This window comes from Shewanella marisflavi (genome assembly GCF_002215585.1).
Taxonomy (GTDB): domain Bacteria; phylum Pseudomonadota; class Gammaproteobacteria; order Enterobacterales; family Shewanellaceae; genus Shewanella; species Shewanella marisflavi.
The window spans coordinates 3,284,031-3,305,481 of record NZ_CP022272.1 but is presented as its reverse complement, the minus strand read 5'-3'; the positions used below and the strand labels follow the sequence as shown (position 1 = coordinate 3,305,481).

20 protein-coding genes are annotated in these 21,451 nt (G+C 52.0%); 6 read left to right on the top strand and 14 right to left on the bottom strand.

What is annotated here, in order from left to right:
* Window positions 1–48: 48 nt before the first annotated feature.
* The 4 genes from CFF01_RS14650 to CFF01_RS14635 all read right to left on the bottom strand — a co-directional run bounded on the left by CFF01_RS14650 (window position 49) and on the right by CFF01_RS14635 (window position 4,527).
* Window positions 49–1,557: a carboxypeptidase M32 gene (locus CFF01_RS14650; RefSeq protein ID WP_088905275.1), complete on the bottom strand. Its 1,509-nt coding sequence runs from the start codon at window positions 1,555–1,557 to the stop codon at window positions 49–51.
* Window positions 1,558–1,667: 110 nt separating this feature from the next.
* Window positions 1,668–2,300, bottom strand: a complete 633-nt coding sequence (locus CFF01_RS14645) for a DUF2913 family protein (protein ID WP_088905274.1) — start codon at window positions 2,298–2,300, stop codon at window positions 1,668–1,670.
* A 110-nt stretch (window positions 2,301–2,410) separates the two neighbouring features.
* A complete protein-coding gene (locus tag CFF01_RS14640; RefSeq protein ID WP_088905273.1) occupies window positions 2,411–3,067 on the bottom strand; it encodes a peroxiredoxin-like family protein in 657 nt (218 codons plus the stop codon).
* Window positions 3,068–3,228: 161 nt separating this feature from the next.
* Window positions 3,229–4,527: a DEAD/DEAH box helicase gene (locus tag CFF01_RS14635; RefSeq protein WP_033540149.1), complete on the bottom strand. Its 1,299-nt coding sequence runs from the start codon at window positions 4,525–4,527 to the stop codon at window positions 3,229–3,231.
* A 316-nt stretch (window positions 4,528–4,843) separates the two neighbouring features.
* On the opposite strand from CFF01_RS14635, the gene CFF01_RS14630 reads away from it, so the two are divergent.
* The gene (locus CFF01_RS14630) at window positions 4,844–6,043 is read left to right on the top strand and encodes an EAL domain-containing response regulator (RefSeq protein WP_088905272.1); all 1,200 of its coding nucleotides are present in this window, start codon (window positions 4,844–4,846) and stop codon (window positions 6,041–6,043) included.
* A 36-nt stretch (window positions 6,044–6,079) separates the two neighbouring features.
* On the opposite strand, the gene CFF01_RS14625 is transcribed toward CFF01_RS14630, so the two are convergent.
* Window positions 6,080–7,867, bottom strand: a complete 1,788-nt coding sequence (locus CFF01_RS14625; RefSeq protein WP_088905271.1) for an aminopeptidase P family protein — start codon at window positions 7,865–7,867, stop codon at window positions 6,080–6,082.
* A 272-nt stretch (window positions 7,868–8,139) separates the two neighbouring features.
* Here CFF01_RS14625 and CFF01_RS14620 point away from each other — a divergent pair, with 272 nt between their 5' ends.
* The 3 genes from CFF01_RS14620 to CFF01_RS14610 all read left to right on the top strand — a co-directional run bounded on the left by CFF01_RS14620 (window position 8,140) and on the right by CFF01_RS14610 (window position 11,802).
* On the top strand, window positions 8,140–9,339 hold the full coding sequence (locus tag CFF01_RS14620; protein ID WP_088905270.1) for an MFS transporter: 1,200 nt from the start codon (window positions 8,140–8,142) through the stop codon (window positions 9,337–9,339).
* 146 nt (window positions 9,340–9,485) lie between these two features.
* A complete protein-coding gene (locus CFF01_RS14615; protein WP_088905269.1) occupies window positions 9,486–10,280 on the top strand; it encodes an ROK family protein in 795 nt (264 codons plus the stop codon).
* A 289-nt stretch (window positions 10,281–10,569) separates the two neighbouring features.
* Complete coding sequence (locus CFF01_RS14610) at window positions 10,570–11,802, top strand: M24 family metallopeptidase (protein ID WP_088905268.1); 1,233 nt, start codon at window positions 10,570–10,572, stop codon at window positions 11,800–11,802.
* Window positions 11,803–11,862: 60 nt separating this feature from the next.
* On the opposite strand, the gene CFF01_RS14605 is transcribed toward CFF01_RS14610, so the two are convergent.
* The 4 genes from CFF01_RS14605 to CFF01_RS14590 all read right to left on the bottom strand — a co-directional run bounded on the left by CFF01_RS14605 (window position 11,863) and on the right by CFF01_RS14590 (window position 15,060).
* Window positions 11,863–12,336: an FKBP-type peptidyl-prolyl cis-trans isomerase gene (locus CFF01_RS14605; protein WP_033540143.1), complete on the bottom strand. Its 474-nt coding sequence runs from the start codon at window positions 12,334–12,336 to the stop codon at window positions 11,863–11,865.
* Window positions 12,337–12,432: 96 nt separating this feature from the next.
* Window positions 12,433–12,789, bottom strand: a complete 357-nt coding sequence (locus tag CFF01_RS14600; RefSeq protein WP_232479447.1) for a DUF1294 domain-containing protein — start codon at window positions 12,787–12,789, stop codon at window positions 12,433–12,435.
* Between the two features lie 175 nt (window positions 12,790–12,964).
* Entirely contained in the window at window positions 12,965–14,425 is a 1,461-nt protein-coding gene (locus tag CFF01_RS14595; RefSeq protein ID WP_088905266.1) for a hypothetical protein, read from the bottom strand.
* A gap of 158 nt (window positions 14,426–14,583) precedes the next feature.
* Window positions 14,584–15,060, bottom strand: a complete 477-nt coding sequence (locus CFF01_RS14590; protein ID WP_088905265.1) for a hotdog fold domain-containing protein — start codon at window positions 15,058–15,060, stop codon at window positions 14,584–14,586.
* 213 nt (window positions 15,061–15,273) lie between these two features.
* On the opposite strand from CFF01_RS14590, the gene CFF01_RS14585 reads away from it, so the two are divergent.
* Window positions 15,274–16,200, top strand: a complete 927-nt coding sequence (locus CFF01_RS14585) for a DUF368 domain-containing protein (protein ID WP_088905264.1) — start codon at window positions 15,274–15,276, stop codon at window positions 16,198–16,200.
* A gap of 204 nt (window positions 16,201–16,404) precedes the next feature.
* Here CFF01_RS14585 and CFF01_RS14580 read toward each other — a convergent pair whose 3' ends face one another.
* Window positions 16,405–16,749 carry a DUF3634 family protein gene (locus CFF01_RS14580; RefSeq protein WP_088905263.1) on the bottom strand — a complete coding sequence of 115 codons (345 nt, stop codon included), beginning with the start codon at window positions 16,747–16,749 and terminating at the stop codon, window positions 16,405–16,407.
* A gap of 125 nt (window positions 16,750–16,874) precedes the next feature.
* Between CFF01_RS14580 and CFF01_RS19205 the strand changes: the two genes are divergently transcribed.
* The gene (locus tag CFF01_RS19205) at window positions 16,875–17,045 is read left to right on the top strand and encodes a hypothetical protein (RefSeq protein WP_088905262.1); all 171 of its coding nucleotides are present in this window, start codon (window positions 16,875–16,877) and stop codon (window positions 17,043–17,045) included.
* 58 nt (window positions 17,046–17,103) lie between these two features.
* Here CFF01_RS19205 and CFF01_RS14570 read toward each other — a convergent pair whose 3' ends face one another.
* The 4 genes from CFF01_RS14570 to CFF01_RS14555 all read right to left on the bottom strand — a co-directional run bounded on the left by CFF01_RS14570 (window position 17,104) and on the right by CFF01_RS14555 (window position 21,237).
* Window positions 17,104–17,823, bottom strand: a complete 720-nt coding sequence (locus CFF01_RS14570) for a TorF family putative porin (RefSeq protein ID WP_033540138.1) — start codon at window positions 17,821–17,823, stop codon at window positions 17,104–17,106.
* 110 nt (window positions 17,824–17,933) lie between these two features.
* Window positions 17,934–18,299 carry a cupin domain-containing protein gene (locus CFF01_RS14565; RefSeq protein ID WP_033540137.1) on the bottom strand — a complete coding sequence of 122 codons (366 nt, stop codon included), beginning with the start codon at window positions 18,297–18,299 and terminating at the stop codon, window positions 17,934–17,936.
* A gap of 57 nt (window positions 18,300–18,356) precedes the next feature.
* Window positions 18,357–19,847, bottom strand: a complete 1,491-nt coding sequence (locus CFF01_RS14560; protein WP_033540136.1) for a CoA-acylating methylmalonate-semialdehyde dehydrogenase — start codon at window positions 19,845–19,847, stop codon at window positions 18,357–18,359.
* 49 nt (window positions 19,848–19,896) lie between these two features.
* Window positions 19,897–21,237, bottom strand: a complete 1,341-nt coding sequence (locus tag CFF01_RS14555) for an aspartate aminotransferase family protein (protein WP_088905261.1) — start codon at window positions 21,235–21,237, stop codon at window positions 19,897–19,899.
* Window positions 21,238–21,451 lie beyond the last annotated feature (214 nt).

Genomic DNA, 21,451 nt, shown 5'->3' with positions numbered 1-21,451 from the left:
GTCTGTTAGTTTAACTAATACCAATCACAGTAAGTGAGCAGTTGTTTACTACCATTGGTGTAAGTAGCGTTGCTCCAGATGGTGCTTGAAGTGCACCGGATTAAGCACCTCGCCGGTTACCTGGGTGACTAGGTCATCAGTGGTCAGCAGCGACCCTTGCGACCAGATGTTTTGTTCGAGCCAGGCCATGATCTGCCCCATCTCTCCCGCCTGAATCAGACTGTCGATATCACCGAGTGTCTTGACCATGCTTGCCTTAAACTGGGCAGCATACATGGCCCCCAGGCTGTAGCTTGGGAAGTAGCCCAGCTCACCGACCGGCCAGTGAATATCCTGCATACAGCCGTTGCGATAATCTCCCTTAGTGGAGAGCCCAAGCAGGCTTTGCATCTGGTTGTCCCAGAACTCGGGAAGATCGGCGACCTGCAGACTGTTATCGATCAGCCCTTTCTCCACCTCGAAACGCAGCATGATATGGCAAGGGTAGGTCACCTCATCGGCATCGACCCGGATCTGGCCCGGCGTGACGCGCTGAACCAGATGAGTCAGGGACTGGTTGGTTAGAGCTGTGCCTAGGTGTTGATTAATCTTCTCTGTCAGCAGGGCAATCATTGCCGGGCTTCTGGCCAGCTGCATCTCGAAAAACAGGCTCTGGCTCTCATGGATAGCCATTGAGCGAGCCAGCCCCACAGGCTGAGTGCGCCACTTTGGCGGCAGCCCCTGTTCGTAGCGGGCGTGGCCTACCTCATGGATGGTACTGTAAAGCGAGGTGATGAAGTCGGTCTCATCATAGCGAGTGGTGATCCGCACATCGCCGGGCACGCCACCTGAGAAGGGGTGACTGCTGGTGTCTAGTCGGCCCTGATTAAAATCAAATCCTAAGAGTGTCATCACATCCAGGTTGAGCGCCTGCTGGGCTGCCGCGCTGGTGTGTGGCACGGGCGCCGATGGCCAGCTCTGCTGCTTGGCTTGTACCTGCTTAATCATATCTGGTAGCCAGGTTCTGATTTCGCCAAAGACTTGATTCAGTGATTCGGTGCGGGTGCCGGGCTCAAACTTATTGAGTAGCGCATCATAAGGCGACAACTGCTGCGCCTCACCTAAGATCTGTGCCTCTTCGCGCACCAGGGCAATCACCTGCTCCAGGTTGGGCTTAAATCCCTGCCAATCATTATCCTTGCGTTGCTGGCGCCAGGCATGTTCGCAGGCATAGGTAAGTGCCGTCTTTTGCTGTACCAGCTCGCCGGGTAGGGCGGTGGCTTGCAGCGTCTGATAGCGCATCTCTCTGAGGTTAGCGACTTGTTCGCTCGATAGGGCTTCTTCGCCCGCAGCGGCTAATCTATCCACCAAATCTGGCGCCGTCTTTAGCCCGTGGATATGCAGTGCCAACTCAGCCATGGCATCGCCTCGCGCCTGACTGCCGCCACTTGGCATCATGGTCGCTTGGTCCCAGTCACCCAGTGCTCTTAGGTGTTCGAAGTGGTGGATCTGTTTAAAGGCAGCGCACAGGGCGTTGTAGTGCGGTGTTGCCGAATCTTGGTGCTTGTTCGCTGTCATATTGCCTGTTGAATTTAAGTGGATCAGGCTGACATGCTACCACGAGATTGGGCAGAAGGAAGTGTCGATGAGATAGGCCGTCTTGGCTGAGACGACCTATTTAAGTCTACTTAGGCTTTTAGCAATGCTAAGGCGGGCAGACGATTGCCCGGATAGACGCGATAGGCCTTATGGTGTTTGATGCAGCTGGCTTTCTTGTCACCCTGGCTCAGCAGGAGCGCGTGTTTAACGGCGCTTTGGGCGATAAGCTGCTCATCGGCACGTATGTAGAGTGTGATGGGCTTGAGGAGTTTGCCGTCGACCAGATGCTGCTCATATTGCTCGACCGAAATCACCAGGCTGTTTTGACCATCGCTGTCGAGCTTGAGTTTGCCGCTGACTTCGCAGTCGAGAATAACTAGCCAATCTTGAGCTTCAAGTTCGGCAATCATCGCCTGTAGTGACTCTCCTACCTCATGGTTTGCCATGGCGGGCAGGTATTGGGCCTGGATGCGCTCTAACAGCAAGGGTAACTGAGCATTTGCACCGCGGCTACGTCCCTCTCTTACCCAGCGGGTGAGATCGTCGGCCACCAGTTTAGAGAAGCGGCGCTCCTTGAGTGCCTGGGCCATCCAGTTGCAGATAAAGTGGCTTTCGGCCGCCGGGGTCTTGATGCTGGAGGGGTTGTCGTTACGTGCCGTTAAGGCTGCCAGCCCAGCTTCGGCTAACGCCAATAGGGCCTGATTATAGCTTTGCTCTGTCATTGCGTCTCCGCGCAGAAATGGGATAAGAATGCGCTGGCAAGTATACCCTATCGCCGCGATGAGCAATATGGCGCAGGCAAAGAAAAGCAGGCGCTGGGCCTGCTGTGTATTTAAGATTTTACCAAACTGGCAGCTGTGAGGATCAGCTTGGGATCGGCGCGCACCTTGTAGTTGGGATTGAGGTATTGAAAGTGCACCAGCCCAGTTTTATCTGTGATGTAGACGGCAGGTACCGGCAGCACTAAGCGCTCCTCTCCGGCCGCGTTTTTCCACAGACGGTTGTTAAGTTGCATCTTGCTCATGTAACGCTCGGTAATGCTTTGGCTGCTAAAGTAGGCCAGGCCGAAGGCGCGCATGGCGTTGAGATCGGCATCGGAGACCAAGGTATAGTTGAGATCGTTTTTGGTCATCGAGGCGCGCAGTTCTTCCGGCGCGTCGGGTGAGATGCCAATTAATTGAAAGCCCATCTTGAGTAGATCGCCCTCGATCGCCTGGAGCTGACCCATCTGAGCATTACAGAAGGGGCACCAACCGCCGCGATAGAAGAAAATCACGCTGGGTTTACCCTGGAGTAGTTGCTTTAGCTCCACAGTCTCTCCTAGGAGATCTTTGACTAACACCTCAGGCACTTGCTGGCCGTTGAGGAGCGGTGAGATAGTCGTCGGGCTTTCTGCGATAGGCTTGACTGCAACAGGCTCAGCCGTCAGCGGCAGACTCATCAGGAGTAGCAACAGGGTACCGAGGAGGGGATTGGAGGTTTTAGTCATCAGGGGGCCTTTATTGTTGTATGTGGACTGTTTTATCTGTCGAACAGACCCAGGCGGGCGATTTAAACTTTCATCCTGATGTGGAATTAATCGATGCGATCAAAAAAGGCACTGTTAAGTGCCTTAATTGATTAGATAATAATTTTGTGACCGTACGTCGATTATTTTTGCTTCTTAATTTTCGCGTTAGATGAGTTCTTTACCTTGACCCGGCGAGCGCCCATGTTCTTCTCTGCGACCACCTGAGCACCGACATTGTCGCTGCGTTGCTGCTTCTTGGCAAAGCTGCGACGTTTCTGCAGCTGTTTGATCAAGAGATCGCGACTGCCTACCTCGTAGCCAGGGATAGTGACTCGGCGGATCTTATTGCCGATCAATTTTTCGATATCGGCCAGAGTTCGCTCTTCTTCGCGGCTCACCAAAGAGATGGCGACGCCACTGCGTCCGGCGCGGCCGGTACGACCGATGCGGTGAACATAGTCTTCTGCCAAGAAGGGCAGGTCGAAGTTAACCACATATTCCAACTCAGGGATATCCAGGCCACGTGCCGCGACTTCGGTCGCGACCAGGGCGCGTACCTTGCCCTCTTTAAATTCGCGCAGGGCGCGGCGACGGTTGCCCTGGGCTTTCTCACTGTGCACCACAGCCGAAGGGATGCCATCCAGATTGAGCTCCTTCACCAGGGAGTCGGCGGCCTCACGGGTGGCGGTAAATACCAGCACCTGTTTCCAGTTTTTCTTACCAATTAGTTCAGACAGTAGCTCACGCTTGCGGCGTTGCTCGACTGGATAAACCACTTGGCTGACGGTCACTGCCGTCGTGTTCTGCTTGTCGACGGCGATTGACTTAGGCTTGACCAGCATCTCGTTGGCCAGTTGCTTAACGGCGCTAGAGAAGGTGGCTGAAAACAGTAAGTTTTGGCGATCGCGATTTACCGACTGCAAGATCTTCTGGATGTCTGAGATAAAACCCATGTCGAGCATACGGTCGGCTTCGTCCAGCACCAAGAAGTCGACGTTGGAGAGGTTAAGGTTACAGGCTTGAATGTGCTCAAGTAGACGGCCTGGGGTAGCGACTATGATGTCGGCACCTTTCTTCACCTTGGCTGCCTGGGTGTCCATCTTAACGCCACCGTAAACCGTCAGCACTGAAATAGGCAGATAACGGCTGTACTGCTTGATGTTGTCGGCCACCTGAGCCACTAGCTCACGGGTTGGGGCTAGAATGAGTGCGCGGGTATTTGAGCGCTGTGTCTCGGCCGGGGTATCAATCATCTTCTGCAGGATAGGCAGGGCGAAAGCGGCGGTTTTACCTGTGCCGGTTTGCGCACTGGCCAGCACGTCTTGTCCACGGCGGATAGCCGGGATAGCCTCTTTCTGAATAGGCGTCATTTTTTGGTACCCGCACTCTGAGACGGCGCGCAAAATCTCGGGAGCAAAACTGAAAGATTCAAATTTCATGGGATATCCTGTTGTTTACCTTTTAAAATAACGACATATCAGATTGAGTTTAGTCCAGACTCGAGCTGTACCTTAACCCATAACGACCCTAGGCCACAAAGGCGGCCGCGGAGTATAGCAAAAATTTTGGTTAAAACCTGCACTTTTATTGTCTCGAGGCAGAGAGGTGTTGGTGATTTGGGTCATTTGACACGATAGCGAGCTGAACTAACCTTATTAGGTTAACTCTTGGAGGTTGTCATTGGCACGGAGGCTGAGGTGGAATGTTTCTATACTCGAAATCTAATACAGCATCCTACTTGCTATAGGGGATGTCATGTCGATAAATGTCTTGATCGTCGATGATTCGCTGAGTGCCTGCCGTGTACTCAGCCGTCACTTCTTGCTGCTTGATGTCGACAAGGTGGAGTTCTGCCGTGATGCTCGCAGTGCCATTCGCACCCTAAGTAAATACAGCGATGACTACCAGATAGTGGTGGTTGACCTGCATATGCCAGAAGTGGATGGCATAGAGTTTCTGATGCGCCTGAGCAAAATGGAGTTCAAAGGGGGGATCATTATTGCCTCCGGCATGGAGTCGCGTATTGTCGAGGCCGCCTCTCAGCTGGTGGAAGCCTCGAAACTCAGGTTGCTTGGGGCGCTGATGAAACCCGTCACCACAGAACAACTTAGGATCTGTGTTGAGCGCTATCGCCTGATGGCCTATCAAGGTGTCGGTGCGCGCCAGAAAGGCTTGATGAGCATCACAGAGATCCGCCGCGCGATCAACTCCAACAAGATCATTCCTTATTATCAGGCGCAAGTTGACATTCTTAGCGGCAAGATAAAGGGCTTCGAGGTGCTGTGCCGCTTGCAACAGGGTAATCACCTGCAGCTGATCACCCCTGATATGTTTATCGATGTGGCCGAGTGCAACAATGCCCTCAACAGCCTGACCACTAAACTGCTTAATAATGCTATCCCTGAGTGGGCGCTCATCAGTCAATTTGACTCTTGTCGGCAATGCCACCTATCAATCAACCTGAGCCCTAAGCAGCTCAATCAGAGTGGTTGGCATACCCGCTTGATTCAATATTGCGAACAAAATCTCTTGTCGCCTTCGCGCCTCACGGTGGAGATCACCGAAAATCAGGTGCTGGATAAGCAGCGCCAGCATTCCACCATCAGCCAGTTGAGGATGAATCGTATTGGGGTGGCGATTGACGATTTTGGTACAGGTTACACAAATCTTTCTCAGCTCTGCACTTTACCGATCAGTGAGTTGAAGTTAGATCGCAGTCTGGTTCATGGCATACATAAAGATCCGGTTTCCCAGACAATCTTAAAGTCGATGCAAGCCATTAGCGGCAAGCTCGGCATACATCTTGTGGCCGAAGGGGTTGAAGATATCCATGATCTTAACTACCTAGAGCAGGTGCCAGATATCTCCTTGCAGGGTTATCTAATCTGCCGCCCCAAACCCTATAGCGAGCTGGTACGTTGGTTAAAGGCGCGGGAGCGCCTGGTTCAAGCCTGAAAAAAACAGCACCCTAGGGTGCTGTTTTACTATCGCTTAAATAGCTTCTGTAACCTTGAGGAGCCAGTTTAACTCTGCGCCCTGCATCAAGGGGCTTAATGTCTCTCTGACTCTCTGATGGTAGGCATTAAGCCATTGGATTTCAGCATCTGTAAGTAACTGCTTATCGATCAAACGGGTGTCTATGGGGATAAGCGTAAGCGCATGGAACTCGTAGATCTCGCGCTCGGCGCCAGCCAAGGCCTGACATGTTTGGACAGTGATCAGGTTTTCGATGCGTATGCCAAAGGCATCGGCGCGGTAGTAACCTGGCTCGTTTGATACCACCATGCCCGGTAGTAAAGGTACGGCATTGCTGTTCTTGGCGATGCGCTGTGGGCCTTCATGGACGCTGAGGAAGTGGCCGACGCCATGGCCCGTGCCGTGGTCGTAGTCAAAGCCATGCTGCCACAGGTATTGACGGGCAAAGCCATCGAGTTGCTGGCCTGTGGTGCCTTTGGGGAATCTGGCTTGATCCAGAGCGATATGCCCCTTCAAGACTAGAGTCACCATCTTGCGCTGCTCGTCTGTGACCTCACCGATAGCTATGGTGCGGGTAACATCTGTGGTGCCATCAAGGTATTGGGCGCCAGAGTCCACCAGATAGATGCTGTCCATGGTCATCATGGCGGGAGTGCCATTGTTGTGATTGTAGTGGCACATGGCCGCGTTGGCGCCAGCGGCCGAGATGGTGTCGAAACTTGGCTCGCGATAGAGAGGATCTTCCAGGCGGAAACTCTCCAGCTTGTCGGCCAAGGTGCCTTCATCATAAAGGCGCTTGGCCGCCACTTCGCTGTCGAGCCAGGCGAGGAAGCGGCTCACGGCAACGCCATCGCGAACATGGCAGGCGGTCAGCCCGGCAAGTTCGGCTGGATTTTTCTGTGCCTTGGGCAGGGCAACCGGATCTTGACCGGCTATCAGCTTGGCGCCGGCCTCTTGCGCGGTTAGCTGCATCCAGGCATTGGCACTGTCTGGATCGGCCAGCAGTTTGACGCCCGCTAATTGTTCCAGGGCGGCGGCGAGCTCGGTCTCGGCTCTAAATTCGACGCCAGCGCCGACGTGCTCAACAATGCCTTCTGGCAATTTAGCCAGATCGGTAAACAGTGTCATGTCGCCATTCTTGTACAAGAGTGCGGTGCCCAGCACCACGGGAAGACGAGGAACGTCACTGCCACGAATGTTCAGCAACCAACAGAAGGAGTCGAGGGCGCTGATAAGGGCAACATCGGCTCCGCTACCGGCAACCTCTTGGCCTATCTGGCGGCGCTTTTCCAGGCTGGAGAGTCCAGCGCTTTGCTCGCTAAATAGGGTGATAGCTGTGCTCGATGCCGCGGGTCTTTCCTGCCAGTGCAGATCGATAGGGTTTTGAGTGACAGGTACCAGGGCGATCCCGGCGCGTTGGCATTGTGCTAGGGCCTGTTGCTGCCAACTCAGGGTATGCAGGCGCGGATCGTAACCTATGCGATCGCCTTCACTTAGCTGGGCTATCAGCCAAGGGATCTGCGGCGTGTCATGCAGACTCTGGTATTCAAATAGCGTGGCGTCTACCTGTTGCTTCACCTGAACCGTGTAACGGCCATCGATGAAGATTGCGGCACTCTCTTTGAGCACTATGGCCATGCCTGCCGAACCGGTAAAACCGCTAAGCCACAGGAGTCGCTCGTTACGCGCCGGCACATATTCTCCCAGGTATTCGTCGGCCCGTGGCACGATAAAGGCATCGAGTGAATGATTGAGCATTTCGGTTCTAACGGCGTGCAGACGTTGTGCAGTTACAGATGTCATGTAGGCTCCTCTTTTGGCCATCTATGGGTGGCTTAATGTGCAGGGATTATCTCAGTTGCGGCCAAGACTTGGAAGGGAAGTCAACAAAACTGCTGGGTTGTCGGCGTAAACCTTAGGTGAACTTAGGTTGTTTTCAAGTGGCCTGAGCCAGATCGTTAATCGCTCTTGGCACATGGATCCAACACGTATTGGCTAATTAAGCTCAGTGCAGACTGGTAAATTGAGTCATGAGTCAGTATTTTGCATATAAATAGCCTGAAGATGAGATCCTGATGCCAAGAAATGTTTGGGTGTTAACCCTGGCGCAAGCTTTTGCCATGAGTGCGACGCCCATGATGATGTTGCTGGGTGGTTTGATTGGTGCCCAGCTTGCGCCCACTCCCGCTCTGTCAACTCTGCCTATTGCCGTGATGGTGATTGGGGTTGCGCTGTCAGTTGTGCCCGTGAGTCGTTTGATGCGCCGCTTTGGGCGTAAGAAGATTTTTCTCTTGGGCAGCGCGCTCGGGATGTGCGGCGGCCTGTTGGCCGCCTTTGCTACCTTGATGCAACTCTTTATACCTTTTTGTATTAGTGGCCTGCTGCTGGGCGCGGCTGGGGCCATAGTGCAGCAGTACCGCTTTGCGGCGATGGAGTCGGTCGCGCCAATCGACGGCGCTAAGGCGGCCTCTCGTGTGCTGGTTGGTGGCTTAGTTGCTGCCTTTATGGGGCCTGAACTGGCGGTGCTGGGGGAGAAATTGTTCGAAACGCCCCATGTTGGTGCCTTTCTGTTTCTGATCTGCGTCTGCTTGTTGGCGGGATTGGTGCTCTGTTTTTATCAGGATAACCAGGAACATCAGGCGGCGGTTGAGCTAGCGCCTCGGCCTGTACGCCCCCTTGGTCATATTTTGCTGCAACCCTCTATTTGGACAGCCATAGGCGCAGCGACAATAGGCTATGGCATGATGAGTTTTATCATGACGGCCACGCCACTTCACATGCATCATATGGAGCATTACTCGCTAGCCGACACCAAATGGGTGATTCAGAGCCATATTATCGCCATGTATTTCCCCTCACTGTTTAGCGGTTACCTGGTGGCTAAGTTTGGCACCAGCCGTATGATGCTGGTGGGCTTGCTGGCCTATGGGGTGACCATTACAGTTGCTTTGTTAGGACGAGAGTTACTCAATTACTGGGTGGCGCTGGTGTTACTTGGCTTAGGGTGGAACCTGCTATTTGTGGCTGGGACTGTATTATTGTCCCGTCATTATCATAGCGAGGAACGTTTTAAAGTTCAGGCGTTTAACGACGCTTTTGTGTTTGGTTCTCAGGCTGTGGCCTCATTAAGCGCTGGCTGGGTACTGCATCAGCTCGGCTGGGAGGTGATGTTACTTAGCTGCATTCCATTACTTGCCATACACTTGTTGTTGATGGCCTGGGGCAGGGTACCGATTGACCTCAGTATACAGACGGCTGAGGAAAAAAATCGATGACCCTGCATAAGGCTTGGTGGAAATTCAATCAAAGCAAAGTGTTAGTATGATTTTGTGTAGCCTAATGCGGCTATTTTTATGATAAAATTCGGCCATACATAACTCTCATTGTCTCTGTAATGAGATAGCTGGTAACGGAGCTCGCTATGCAATCCCTCACCATAGATATTGGCGCGACAACGGCCTTGTTTGAAATCGAAACTCAGGGGCGTACCGAACAGTATAAGATCGCCACGGGTGAGCATTTTACCTGGGACGATCTTAATCGGCACATTGCCGACATCGAAGCGGACTATGGATTGACCGATTATGCACTTGGGGTGGCCGTACCAGGCTTAGTCAAGCAAAACACTCTCATTGCCTGTAAGGTGGCGCCTAAGCTCAATGGACTCTCTTTGCAACACCTTCATACCCAGGCTCGTTTCAGTCTGATCCACAATGATATCGATGCCGGCATGTTGGCGGTGTGTGATCCCAAAAATGCTTGCGAATTACTGCTGATGAGCGGCGCAGGGATAGGCATGGCAATCGCTATCAAGGGAGAGCCTTTTCTCGGGGCGGGTGGCGTTGCCGGTGAACTGGGTCATTGCCGGGTGATGAGTGAAGGCGGCGAGTACAGTTTGGAGCAACTGGCCAGCGGCGAGTCGATCCGCATCAGAGGCCTTAAGAGCCCGCAGGAGCTTTACCGTGCAGGCAGTTATTTAGGGATGGGGATTGCCTGGGCGATCAACCTGTTCAACCCTAATCGTATCTGGTTGGCAGGCCCTATGATGAATCAGCCCGACTACTATAAGGGCTGTGTTGAGTCTCTGAAGCAGTTGGCACTGACATCGCCACTCAGTGATGTCAATATCGCCCGGGTCGATGATATGGAGACCCTGGTTTGTCGTGGCCTTAAGGTGTTGCTCGACAAGCATCAGCTAGAAAAAGATCAAGCCTAATCGACTCTAGTGTATGACGCGGCCTAGGGGATATGAGACTGCTGCCGTGATGTGAGGCTATAGTTTATCTGATAAAAACACGCCGATACCTTAGCTGACTGGCACATTATCTACAGGTGTCGGTCTCAGTTGTCGGTACCGCAATATGTTTGCTACCCCACCTTGAAGATTTTTCTTTCTTTACACTACTGCTTTTTTGTATACAGTATGCTAAAAATGCAGGTTATCCATTGATGTTTTCTACGGTGACCGCAGACTTGTTCGGCGGTTGCCTTGTAAGGTGTAAGATATGATTGAAGCGAGTGTAACAACCACCAAGGGCGTGGGCGGCTCAACGCCCGAGCAGGAGCTGGCAAAATTATCTGATATGACTCAAGGCGTTGAGGCTCCCTCGGCGCAAGAGTATCGTGCCCGCATCGAAAAGGCGCAGGGCCTGATGCGTCAACAGGGGATAGGGGCTATCTACCTCAATGCAGGCACTAACCTTTACTATTTTACCGGAACACGCTGGTATGCCAGTGAGCGTATGGTGGGTGCCATTTTGCCTGCCGATGGCGAATTGGAATATATCGCTCCGGCGTTTGAACTCGATACCCTCAAGGGCTACATGGTGATTGAGGGGCGGGTGAACTGCTGGCACGAAGATGAGAGCCCCTATGCGCTGTTTGTAAAACGTCTGGGGGAGCTGGGGATTTGTCAGGGTAAGTTGGCCATGGATGAGTCGGCGGCCTTTTTCATCTTCGATGGCGTTCGTCAGCTGAGCAGTGAGTTTGAATTTGTGAACGGTAAGTCGATCACCGCAGCATGTCGCATGATCAAGTCTGAAGCTGAGTTGGCCCTGCTGCAGCGTGCTAAGGATATGACGCTGGAGGTGCATAAGGCTGCGGCGCGTATCTTACGTGAAGGGATGACAGTGGGCGAGGTGGAGAGTTTTATTCATCAGGCGCACAAAGCCGTGGGCGCACCGGCGGGTTCATACTTCTGTATTGTGCTCTTTGGCGAAGATACCGCCTATCCCCATGGGGTGAAATCGCCTAAGGCGCTGGCGTTAAACGATACCGTGCTGATTGATACAGGGTGTCAGTTACATGGCTATAACTCAGATATTACTCGTACCTATGTGTACGGTACCCCAAGTGAGCGTCAGCGTCAGTTGTGGCAACTTGAACAAGATGCCCAGCTGGCGGCCTTTGAGGCAGCTAAATTGGGTGCGCCTTGTTCTAGCGTCGATCGCGCCGCCCGCGATGTGATCGAGCAGGCAGGTTTCGGACCTGGCTATGATCTGCCGGGTCTGCCCCATAGGACGGGACATGGTATAGGGCTGGATATTCACGAATGGCCCTATCTAGTGCTGAATGACCACACGCCGCTGGCCGCAGGCATGTGTTTTAGTAATGAACCCATGCTGTGTGTTCCAGGCGAGTTTGGGGTGCGTCACGAGGATCATTTCTACATGACGGAGAGCGGGCCGAAATGGTTTACCCAACCAGCTCACTCAATCGATAATCCCTTCGGGTATTGATATAAAAAAACGCGCCCTAAGGCGCGTTTTTTATTGCTGCAGAAGCGAGTTGCGCACCAGCTATTTATCTATGCTGATCAGCTCGACATCGAAGATGAGCACTGAACCGCCGGGGATCTTGCCAGCGCTGCGGTTGCCATAGGCCAGGCTGCTGGGAATAAAGAAGCGGGTCTTTTCGCCTTCGACCATAAGCTGCACCCCTTCGGTCCAGCCTTTAATGACGCGATTGAGTGGGAAGGCGATAGGTTCGCCGCGCTCGACTGAGCTGTCAAATACAGTACCGTCGATCAGGGTGCCATGGTAATGCACTGTCACTGTATCGCTCGCCTTAGGGTGGTCGCTGCCATCGCCCTTTGCCAAGACTTGGTATTGCAATCCCGAGGCGGTCTCAACAACTCCCTCTTGTGTCTTATTTTGGGTTAAAAAGGCTTCGCCCTTGGCGATATTTTCCTTTGCCGCCTTTTGGTTGTTCATACTGGTAAAGAAGTAAAACAAAACGCCGGCGATCACCACGACTGCTAATATGATTCTCATTATTGATTTTCCTGTAAAAGTGCGGCCCTCATCATAGCCAATTGTCCTCTTTGGGTAAACGAGCCCTAGGTAAACTTATTCTTGGCTAATTGGCTTTTAATTAAATGAAATCAGCGCTTGCCCCTGGGGTGACAAGATGGCGAATAATAGCCCGAGATTGATCAATACCATTAGCCAGAGCATCAAGCGAAAGGAGCGCTTACTGGATTTGTGCCTGAGTTGCTGCTGACCCAGCATAGCCCCCGGCCAGCCACCCAAAAGCGATAACCAATGCAATCGACTCTCTCTTATACGCCATCCGTCTTGTTGGGCAGCCCTTTTGTCTAGGGCATAGCAGATAAAAGTGAGCAGGCTCATAATGGCATAATAGATAAAGACGCCTATCGGCAGCAGGTGTTGCTGCTCGGCAAGTAGCAGGCCGATAAATAGCCCGATAATCAAGAATAGGCGCACTTTAGCGCCTAACGTCCATCGAGTCTTTTTCTGTTTACGCTTGTTCCCATTGCTCCTTGTGGCACTTGGTTTGGCCCTATGCTCGTCTAATTTTTGATGCTGCTTTGGGTTATTTGGGCGATGTTTTCTCATAGTTTAATCTAGGGATAAATGCCGACAGTGCGCTTTATACCATTTAGAAATAGACGATCTCCAGTTCATACAGGGTGGCGTCATCATCATAAGAGTCATACTTAGCCACGAGAGAGAAGTTGTTCTCAGAAACTTCGACGCTGTCGAACTCATCGTTAGCCTGGTCGAACTGCTCAAGCAACTTATTTTTTCGCGATGGAATAGCCATGCTTTCGCAAAGCTCTGTGAGGTCGGCATCATCCATTTGTTGATAGATGCCAGAAGCCAGTTTGACCTTATGCAAGGTGTCGCCGTTGAACTTGAGCTGCAGATGGTTGCCTAGCAGCCACCATTCGCCATCACTGGAGATCGCTAACCTTGCCATGGTGGGATAAGTTTTCTGAAGCTGCTGCAGGCTGGGGCGGTCCTGGGGTAACGAAGGGGTAAGACGCTGCAGCAGTGGCGAGAGTGACTCGTTGTCGGGTTGTTTTCCTCGCAGCGTCAGTTTCCCCTTGTCTTGATAGAGACTGAAGCCGGTTAATTGGGCTTCAGGTGCGGCGTCCTTGTTCTGATGAAAGGTGTCAAAATTAAGGGTTAGATGACGATTACCGTCACTAAGTTTTAGCTGGTCACGACGTTTTGCTTGATTGATGCCTAAGGCTTGGCTCACCTGAGACATGGGCGTGCGATAGGCGAACTCACCATTAATCAGCCAGGGAGCGCCATCGAATCCGTCGCGATAATCGATAAGATTCTGCCCCGTATTATTCAGAGGACTAAAGTCAGTAGAGATGGCCGATAGTCGCTTTTTGGTAAACACAAACCAGAGTTGCCTGCCGTAACCCCAAGCAAAATCCTGCGCGCTAAGCGGTAACTCTATGCTTGCGGGGCCGAGTAATTCATAGATCGCCTCGGGGCTCATGCCAAGTGTTGCGCCGTAGACCCCTTGGTCTAACGAGACTAAGGCGGGAGGCACAGTCTTCGCCGCCGCGAGCTTGGCGGCTGATTTAGGCGTAGGTGGTTCGAAGGTGTATTCAAAGTGTGACTGACGGATCTCATAGCCTTTACTGTCATAGGCAGCCGCTTGTTGAGACAGGCTTTTATCATGGTCGCAGAGACGATATAGCTCAGCTTCGAGATGGGTCTTTAGCTGTGTCATTTTGACCATCTCTTGTTGCGAGCGTTGAGACAGCTTTTTTTGCTTCATCTTGCTGACAATATGATTGCCCACCTGGGTGAGTAAGATAGCTTCAGCGCCTTGCTCTGTGGCCTGTTGGACAAGTTGCGCCAATGCCGCCTTAAAGGCCTCACTTTCCAGAGGCTTAGTATCAGCAGGGTATTTATGGCTGGTAAGGGTCAGAGAGATAGGTGTTAGCGTTTGTTCAATACAGCTTGGCTTTTTATCATAGATCTTGGCGCTTATATCTGCGCCTTTATGATCGTCATTGGCCGTGGCGTTAGCGGTAAGGCAAAGAGATCCCAATAGCAGAGTGAAAGGTGAGAGTGTCCTGAAAGTCGATGTCATGTGGCGCGTCCCTGATGCCAAAGTATGTCACTAACTTGAGAGACTGAGGACAAAATGTCAAATTTTCATAGGATTATCGATATTCTCTTTGCTGGGAACGGGGGCGGAGTTTAAGCCGCCCTTTAACACTGTTTGTTAAATTCGCCTCTAACGAGCGGCTATGCCTTTGTGGGCTTAAGGGAGATCCACAGCTTGATATGACCTTCGACCACCACAACGTCATTCTCATCCAGAGCGGTCACAGCCACCAGCATGTCACCTTCAACCCACTGCTCTGGCTTAACCTGGGCGATACAACGGATATCACTGCCTGCCTTGGCGGTGTAGTCGACGCTCATCCCCTTGGGGATCCAGCGCAGATGAGGCGGAATAGAGGCCTCAGCCATAGTCCCCATAGCCATCTCCAGGCCGTTACAGATAGCAATCACATGTACCGTGCCTATGTGGTTTTGTACTGTCTTACGCTTTCGCACCAGCACCTGGCAATAGTTGGGTTTTAGCTCGGTGATAAGTGGTTTAACGGTGGCAAAGTAGGGGGCCATACGAGACACCATGACGGAAAAGAGCTTATGGCCAAATGGCCATTTGGTCAGTCGGTGGTAGAGTGCCATCACTTTTGTTGGTTTGTTATTCATTGGCTTATCTCGCTAATAGAAAACCTTGTCTGCTGTATAGAGAAAGTTTGGTCTGGTCAGATGAGTTGCTAGACTAGCCTAATAACAACCGCTTAACAATAGTGGGCCGGACGTCTCGTTAAACCAAACTTCATTTTCCATTGCTGGGCGAGGATGCGTATAATCTGCCCCGACAAGCGAATGCTGTAACTCAGACCAACTTAAGGATTTTGCGTGAAATATCTGCTGACCTATTTTAAAGGGATGGCCATGGGGGCCGCTGATGTGGTGCCCGGCGTGTCCGGTGGCACTATCGCCTTCATTACAGGCATACTCCATCCACTATTGGACAGCATAAGAAAGGTCAACCCCAGCCTGTTAGGCATGATACGCCAGCAGGGGATAAAAGCCGCATTTATGCACATTAATGGGCCATTTTTACTGGCGGTGTTTGGCGGCATTTTGACCAGTATTTTTACCCTAGCAAAGCTAATCACTTACATGCTGCATAACCATCCTATTCCTGTGTGGTCATTTTTCTTTGGGCTGATTCTGATCTCTGTGGTGCACATGCTCAGACAGGTTAATGGCTTCTCAGTCGGACGTTTGCTGCTGTTTGCACTCGGTGTGGCCTTCGCCTGGGGGATCACCGTATTGCACCCGATAGATATGCAGATGAATACCCTGAACGTTTTCATTGGCGGCAGTATTGCCATTTGTGCCATGTTGCTGCCGGGGATCTCCGGCAGTTTTATCTTGTTGCTACTAGGGCTTTATACCTCAGTGCTGGGTGCCGCTAAGAGCCTGGATATTCCTGTGTTGCTAACCTTTGCCAGCGGTTGTGTGTTTGGGCTGCTCTCATTCAGTCATCTGTTGTCGGCACTGCTGCGCAAATATCATGACGCCACCCTGATCTTTTTAACCGGGTTGATGCTCGGTACCTTGGGTAAGATTTGGCCCTGGAAGCAGGTGCTGACCTGGCGTGAAAATTCGGCCGGAGAGCAGGTGCCTTTGCTGGAACAGAATCTCTCTCCGATGAGTTTTGAGCAGTTGACGGGGCAGCCGTCTCAACTTGCGCTGGCGATCTGCGCCATGTTGCTGGGCATCGCCTTGGTTGCTGGGTTAGAGTATTTTGCTGGCGCAAAGGATAAAGCTGAATAAGCGAATGGGGTCTGGACTCTTGGGCGTGTTGTTTTAGTCGCTTTTTCCATGGCCTTAATCGCACGACCAAGTCCTAGCGAGCAAGTACGCCGCTGCTGGTCAAAAGGTTAAGCTCTTAGCACTAGCATTAGAGCAGAGATAGTGCCACGCAAGATGGCCGCCGGGAACGAGTATTCGCGGCCATCATGCACAGCGCAGACAGGTTTAGCCTGCCTGGCGAGAGTTGTCGATGGTTTTCTTGTCGTAATATTCGAAGGGGAACAGGTTGCGAATGCGCTGGGTGACGGCATCACTGACGTTTGCCGACACATGCAGTCTCACACCACCGTTCTTTTCGGCGCGCACCACACAGGTGAGTTTTTCACTCTTGGCGATAGCTCTGCACTCTCGTTGAAATTTCTCTGGGATCTTGCCCTTATGGGAAATAAGACGCCCATCCTTAAAGTGCATCTCAAACAGGGTTAAGCCACGTTTGCCTGAGAAGATCAGCTTATAGATCACAAAAAGACCCACCAGGATAAAGACGATTTTAAATAGGGTTTCAGTCATAATCACTCCTTAGCTTTATAGCTTGAAGATACTCCCGGCAACGCTTTTTTCCTAGCGGCTTAGATCAAATTTTTAATAAACTGGCTATACTCTTCGAAGGAGTTTAATACGTTAAGGACAACACTATGCACCTCTCTAATGCCCGTCGATGGGAAAAGCTCTGCCATCAGCAAGCTAATATTCTGCAAGATTTATCAAAAACCTTTCCCGAGCGCGCGCAGGCGCATCAGGAACTGGTTAACTATTGGCGTATGCTGGCTGAGCGGGTTCGCCGCGGTGAGAGCCTGAAGCTGTAATAAAAAACCGCCAATCTTGGCGGTTTTTTTGACAATCACTTAGGTTGGGGAAAGAGGGTTAGAAGCTGTAGCTGGCTGACGCCAGAATAGTGCCTTCATTTTTCCAAGGACCATCGGTGATCTCATTTTCGCTGCTCAGGTTAGTGTCTAACCAAGCCAGTGAAAAGCCAAATCCATTCATCTCTGTTGAGACGCCGATTGAGTAGTCTAGATAGTTTTCACCCCAGTCCAGATCGGCACCGTCGCCATAGTTGTAGCCTACATGAAGGTCAAGGCTCCAGTTTTCGGCGAACCCGTAAGAGTAGTTCACTTCAGTGTAGTGCAGTGACACGTCTGCGTTGGCATAGTCGTTGGTGTACCACTGTGCAACATGGAAGTCGGCGATATAGAAGCCTAGGGTCGCTTCCAGATACTGGCTGCTCTCATCTTGTCCAGGATAGGTGTAGTAGGTGAGGGTAAAGTCATATTCTACTGCATCATCTTCGCCAAAGGCGCCGGCATAACCTGCGTAAATGTCAATCTCGACATCGGCGTCATAGCTTTCATCATCGACATTACTTCCCCAAGCGCCGACAAAAAAACCACTTTCCATGCTGTAATCTATGCCGGCTTGAACGGCAAAGTCGCCAGCGGTTTGTGAGACACCGCGAAAGCGGTAATCGTTAGTGATGCCTATCTCTCCCGAAACTTCGGCTTGAGCTAAAGGTGTAATTAGCGCAGTTGCCAAGGTTAAGCCAGCTAGTTGGGCTATCCGTTTCTTATTAAATTTTTTATACACGGTGGTTTCTCCATTTCACTTTGTTGACACCAGTCTGATTAGCAAGCTAACCCGACCAGATTAAGCCAAACAACAGCTAAGATGCTGAGACAACATGGCAATACTGATAATTATTTTTGTTCAAAAACGACGTAGATCTTGCGGCACTCCTGCAGCACTCGCCATACCCCTTTAAACCCTGCTGGGATAACGAAGCGATCGCCTTTAGTGACCGTGATGCTATTGCCAGCTTCATCGATAATTTCGCTGCTGCCTGACAAGATCTCGCAATACTCATGTTCGCTGTAGTTGACCTTCCAACTGCCGACCTGACCCTGCCAGACCCCGGCGTGAAATTGATCGCAGGGGCTGGAGTAGTGATTCTCCAGTTGCTGTTTCGGTTCCCCGCTAAGCACCTTCTCAGGTGCGACTTCATAATGTTCTGTCTTAACCTTATGTTGGCCAAAATTGATGATGGCATCAATAGTTTGCGTCATATCGACTCCAAAAACTATAACAAATATTTAAGGCGCAGCACTGCGCCTTAAGGGAATTTATTTCATGGTAGGCATCACAAACTCTGCCTGACCGCTGTTACCTTTTGGCCAGCGGGCGGTGATCGCCTTTCGCTTAGTGTAGAAACGCACCCCGTCTGGACCATGCATATGCAGCGGGCCAAAGAGCGAGCGTTTCCAGCCACCGAAGCTATGGAAGGCCATAGGGACAGGGATAGGGACATTGACCCCTACCATACCGACCTGTACATGATGGCAGAAGTGTCTGGCTGCCTCACCGCTCTGGGTAAAGATGGCGGTGCCGTTACCAAACTCATGCTCATTGATCAGCGCTAGCGCCTCGCTATAATCTTTGACCCGCACGATAGCCAGTACCGGGCCGAAGATCTCCTCTTTATAGATGGTCATCTCTGGGGTGACATGGTCGAATAGGCAGCCACCGAGGAAGTAGCCCTGCTCGTGGTCAGCAACTGTGAGTTGACGGCCATCGGCCAGCAGAGTCGCCCCTTCGGCAACACCTGTGTCCACATAGCCGCGCACCTTCTCCAGATGCTGAGCCGAGATCAATGGTCCCATCTCCATCTCACCTTCGAGGCCATTGCCCACCTTGAGTGCCTGGATCTGGGGCAGGAGTTTCTCTACTAGCGCATCGCCCACATCACCGACGGCAAGTACTACAGAGATCGCCATGCAGCGCTCCCCTGCACTGCCATAGGCGGCGCCCATCAGGGCACTGACCGCCTGGTCAAGATCAGCATCTGGCATCAACAGCATATGGTTTTTCGCGCCGCCCAGTGCCTGGACTCGCTTGCCGTGTGCGGCTGCGGTTTGATAGATATACTCGGCAATAGGGGTTGAGCCAACGAAACTCACCGCCTGAATATCTTTGTGGGTCAGTAGGGCATCTACCGCTTCCTTATCGCCGTTGACCACGTTAAATACGCCATCTGGCAGGCCTGCCTCGGTGAGGAGTTCAGCCATACGCATTACAGAGGTAGGATCTTTCTCTGAGGGTTTCATGATAAAGGTGTTACCCGCTGCAATGGCGATGGGGAACATCCACATAGGTACCATGACCGGGAAATTAAAGGGCGCGATGCCTGCAACCACCCCTAAGGATTGGTTGAGTGTCCAGGCATCGACGCCACCACCGACTTGCTCTGTATGCTCGCCCTTGAGCAGATGTGGGATACCGCAGGCAAATTCCACGACTTCCAAGCCGCGAATGATTTCGCCCTTGGCATCGTCAAGCACCTTGCCATGTTCACGGGTGATCATGGCGGCCAGTTCATCCATGTTGGCTTCGACCAGGGCCTTGAACTTAAACAGGATGCGTGAACGGTTGAGCGGGGTCATCTCTGACCAGGGGCCGTGGGCCTTTTTCGCCAACTCGACGGCTGCATCGACCTCTATGGCGCTGGCCAGAGAGACATTAGCCTTGTGCTGACCTGTCGCGGGTTCGAAAACGGCGGCGCTGCGTTCACTCTTGTCTGTGTGTCGGCCGTTGATGTAGTGGTTTATCTGCTGCATAGCACGTAAATTCCCTGCAAAAATCTTAATGTCTTTCTATTGAATAGGGTTAGCCAACGCTGATGATGGCATCGCTTAAGGTATTGATTATCTGATCTATCTGCGCCTCTTCCACTATCAGTGGTGGCGATAGGGCGATAGTGTCGGCCGTGGCTCTGACTAAGGTACCGTTCTTGAAACAGGTCTCGAAGATACCGTAGCCACGCTTACCAATGCCTTTGTCGCTTGGGCTAAACTGGATGCCAGCCACTAGGCCTGTGTTACGAATGTCGATGAGATTCGGCAGTCCTTTGAGGCTGTGTACCGCCTGTTCGAAGTAGCCTTCCAGCGACTTGGTGCGTTCGAACAGCTGCTCCTCTTGATAGATATTTAAGGTGGCTATCGCGGCGGCCGCAGCAACCGGATGACCCGAATAGGTATAGCCATGATAGAGTTCGATGGCGCCCTCTGGAGCGTCCATGCTGGCATCATAGATAGCATCATCGATCAGCACGGCGCCCATAGGAATGGTGCCATTGTTGAGCGCCTTGGCGGTGGTGATCATGTCTGGCGTGACGCCCCAGCGCTGACTGGCAAAGGCATCGCCTACGCGTCCAAAACCGGTGATCACCTCATCGAAGATCAACAAAATGCCATGTTGCTTGGTGATCTCGCGCAGACGCTTGAGGTAGCCCTGTGGCGGCAGTATGACGCCGGCAGAGCCTGACATAGGTTCGACGATCACCGCGGCGATATTTTCGGCGCCATGTAAGGTGATCAGTTGTTCGAGTACTTCTGCTTTTTCTGCGCCAGCCTCAGGGAGTCCTTTGCAGAAAGCATTGGCCTTGATATCTAGGGTATGGGGCAGATGATCGACCCCTTGCAGTAGCTGCTGGCTGAAGGTGCGGCGGTTACCGCCAATGCCACCTACTGAGATACCGCCGAAGCCGACGCCATGGTAGCCCAGCTCTCGACCGATAAAACGGGTACGGGTGGCTTCACCACGGGCTCTGTGATAGTTGAGGGCGATCTTTAATGCGGTGTCGACAGACTCAGAACCTGAGTTAGTGAAAAATACCTTATTGATCCCCTTTGGAGCGATGGCAGCGAGACGCTCGGCCAGTTCGAAGGCCAGCGGATGGCCCATCTGGAAAGAGGGGGCATAATCCATTTCGTGGATCTGTTTGCTAACCGCTTCAGAGATCGCCTTGCGACCGTGACCGGCATTACAACACCATAGACCTGCGGTGCCATCGAGTACCGGGCGACCATTCACATCCGTGTAGTACATCCCCTCCGCCTGCGCGAGCAGGCGTGGGCTTTGCTTAAACTGTCTATTGGCGGTAAAAGGCATCCAATAGTGTTCCAGAGTGCCTGTGGCCTGCTGGTCAGCGCTATTAAAATCTTCCATATCATCTACCCTGGTTCAGTGTAATTGTTGTTTTATTGAGTGGTTGATATTCGCTATGCTATGTCAGAAATAATGAACATGAAAGCTTTTTGTTCATTATTTATAGCAAAAAATAACTTTTTGTAAAAAATATTGAAATTGAATTGGGGTTAAGCGTAATCTAGGGCAGGCATTGTCGCTGTATGAATCGCGCCTGGGCCGGTTCAGCATTGAC

Bases quoted from the DNA above. Each gene is read 5' to 3' on its own strand.
- CFF01_RS14650 (WP_088905275.1), bottom strand. From the start codon at position 1,557: ATGACAGCGAACAAGCACCAAGATTCGGCAACACCGCACTACAACGCC.
- CFF01_RS14645 (WP_088905274.1), bottom strand. From the start codon at position 2,300: ATGACAGAGCAAAGCTATAATCAGGCCCTATTGGCGTTAGCCGAAGCT.
- CFF01_RS14640 (WP_088905273.1), bottom strand. From the start codon at position 3,067: ATGACTAAAACCTCCAATCCCCTCCTCGGTACCCTGTTGCTACTCCTG.
- CFF01_RS14635 (WP_033540149.1), bottom strand. From the start codon at position 4,527: ATGAAATTTGAATCTTTCAGTTTTGCTCCCGAGATTTTGCGCGCCGTC.
- CFF01_RS14630 (WP_088905272.1), top strand. From the start codon at position 4,844: ATGTCGATAAATGTCTTGATCGTCGATGATTCGCTGAGTGCCTGCCGT.
- CFF01_RS14625 (WP_088905271.1), bottom strand. From the start codon at position 7,867: ATGACATCTGTAACTGCACAACGTCTGCACGCCGTTAGAACCGAAATG.
- CFF01_RS14620 (WP_088905270.1), top strand. From the start codon at position 8,140: ATGCCAAGAAATGTTTGGGTGTTAACCCTGGCGCAAGCTTTTGCCATG.
- CFF01_RS14615 (WP_088905269.1), top strand. From the start codon at position 9,486: ATGCAATCCCTCACCATAGATATTGGCGCGACAACGGCCTTGTTTGAA.
- CFF01_RS14610 (WP_088905268.1), top strand. From the start codon at position 10,570: ATGATTGAAGCGAGTGTAACAACCACCAAGGGCGTGGGCGGCTCAACG.
- CFF01_RS14605 (WP_033540143.1), bottom strand. From the start codon at position 12,336: ATGAGAATCATATTAGCAGTCGTGGTGATCGCCGGCGTTTTGTTTTAC.
- CFF01_RS14595 (WP_088905266.1), bottom strand. From the start codon at position 14,425: ATGACATCGACTTTCAGGACACTCTCACCTTTCACTCTGCTATTGGGA.
- CFF01_RS14590 (WP_088905265.1), bottom strand. From the start codon at position 15,060: ATGAATAACAAACCAACAAAAGTGATGGCACTCTACCACCGACTGACC.
- CFF01_RS14580 (WP_088905263.1), bottom strand. From the start codon at position 16,749: ATGACTGAAACCCTATTTAAAATCGTCTTTATCCTGGTGGGTCTTTTT.
- CFF01_RS19205 (WP_088905262.1), top strand. From the start codon at position 16,875: ATGCACCTCTCTAATGCCCGTCGATGGGAAAAGCTCTGCCATCAGCAA.
- CFF01_RS14565 (WP_033540137.1), bottom strand. From the start codon at position 18,299: ATGACGCAAACTATTGATGCCATCATCAATTTTGGCCAACATAAGGTT.
- CFF01_RS14560 (WP_033540136.1), bottom strand. From the start codon at position 19,847: ATGCAGCAGATAAACCACTACATCAACGGCCGACACACAGACAAGAGT.
- CFF01_RS14555 (WP_088905261.1), bottom strand. From the start codon at position 21,237: ATGGAAGATTTTAATAGCGCTGACCAGCAGGCCACAGGCACTCTGGAA.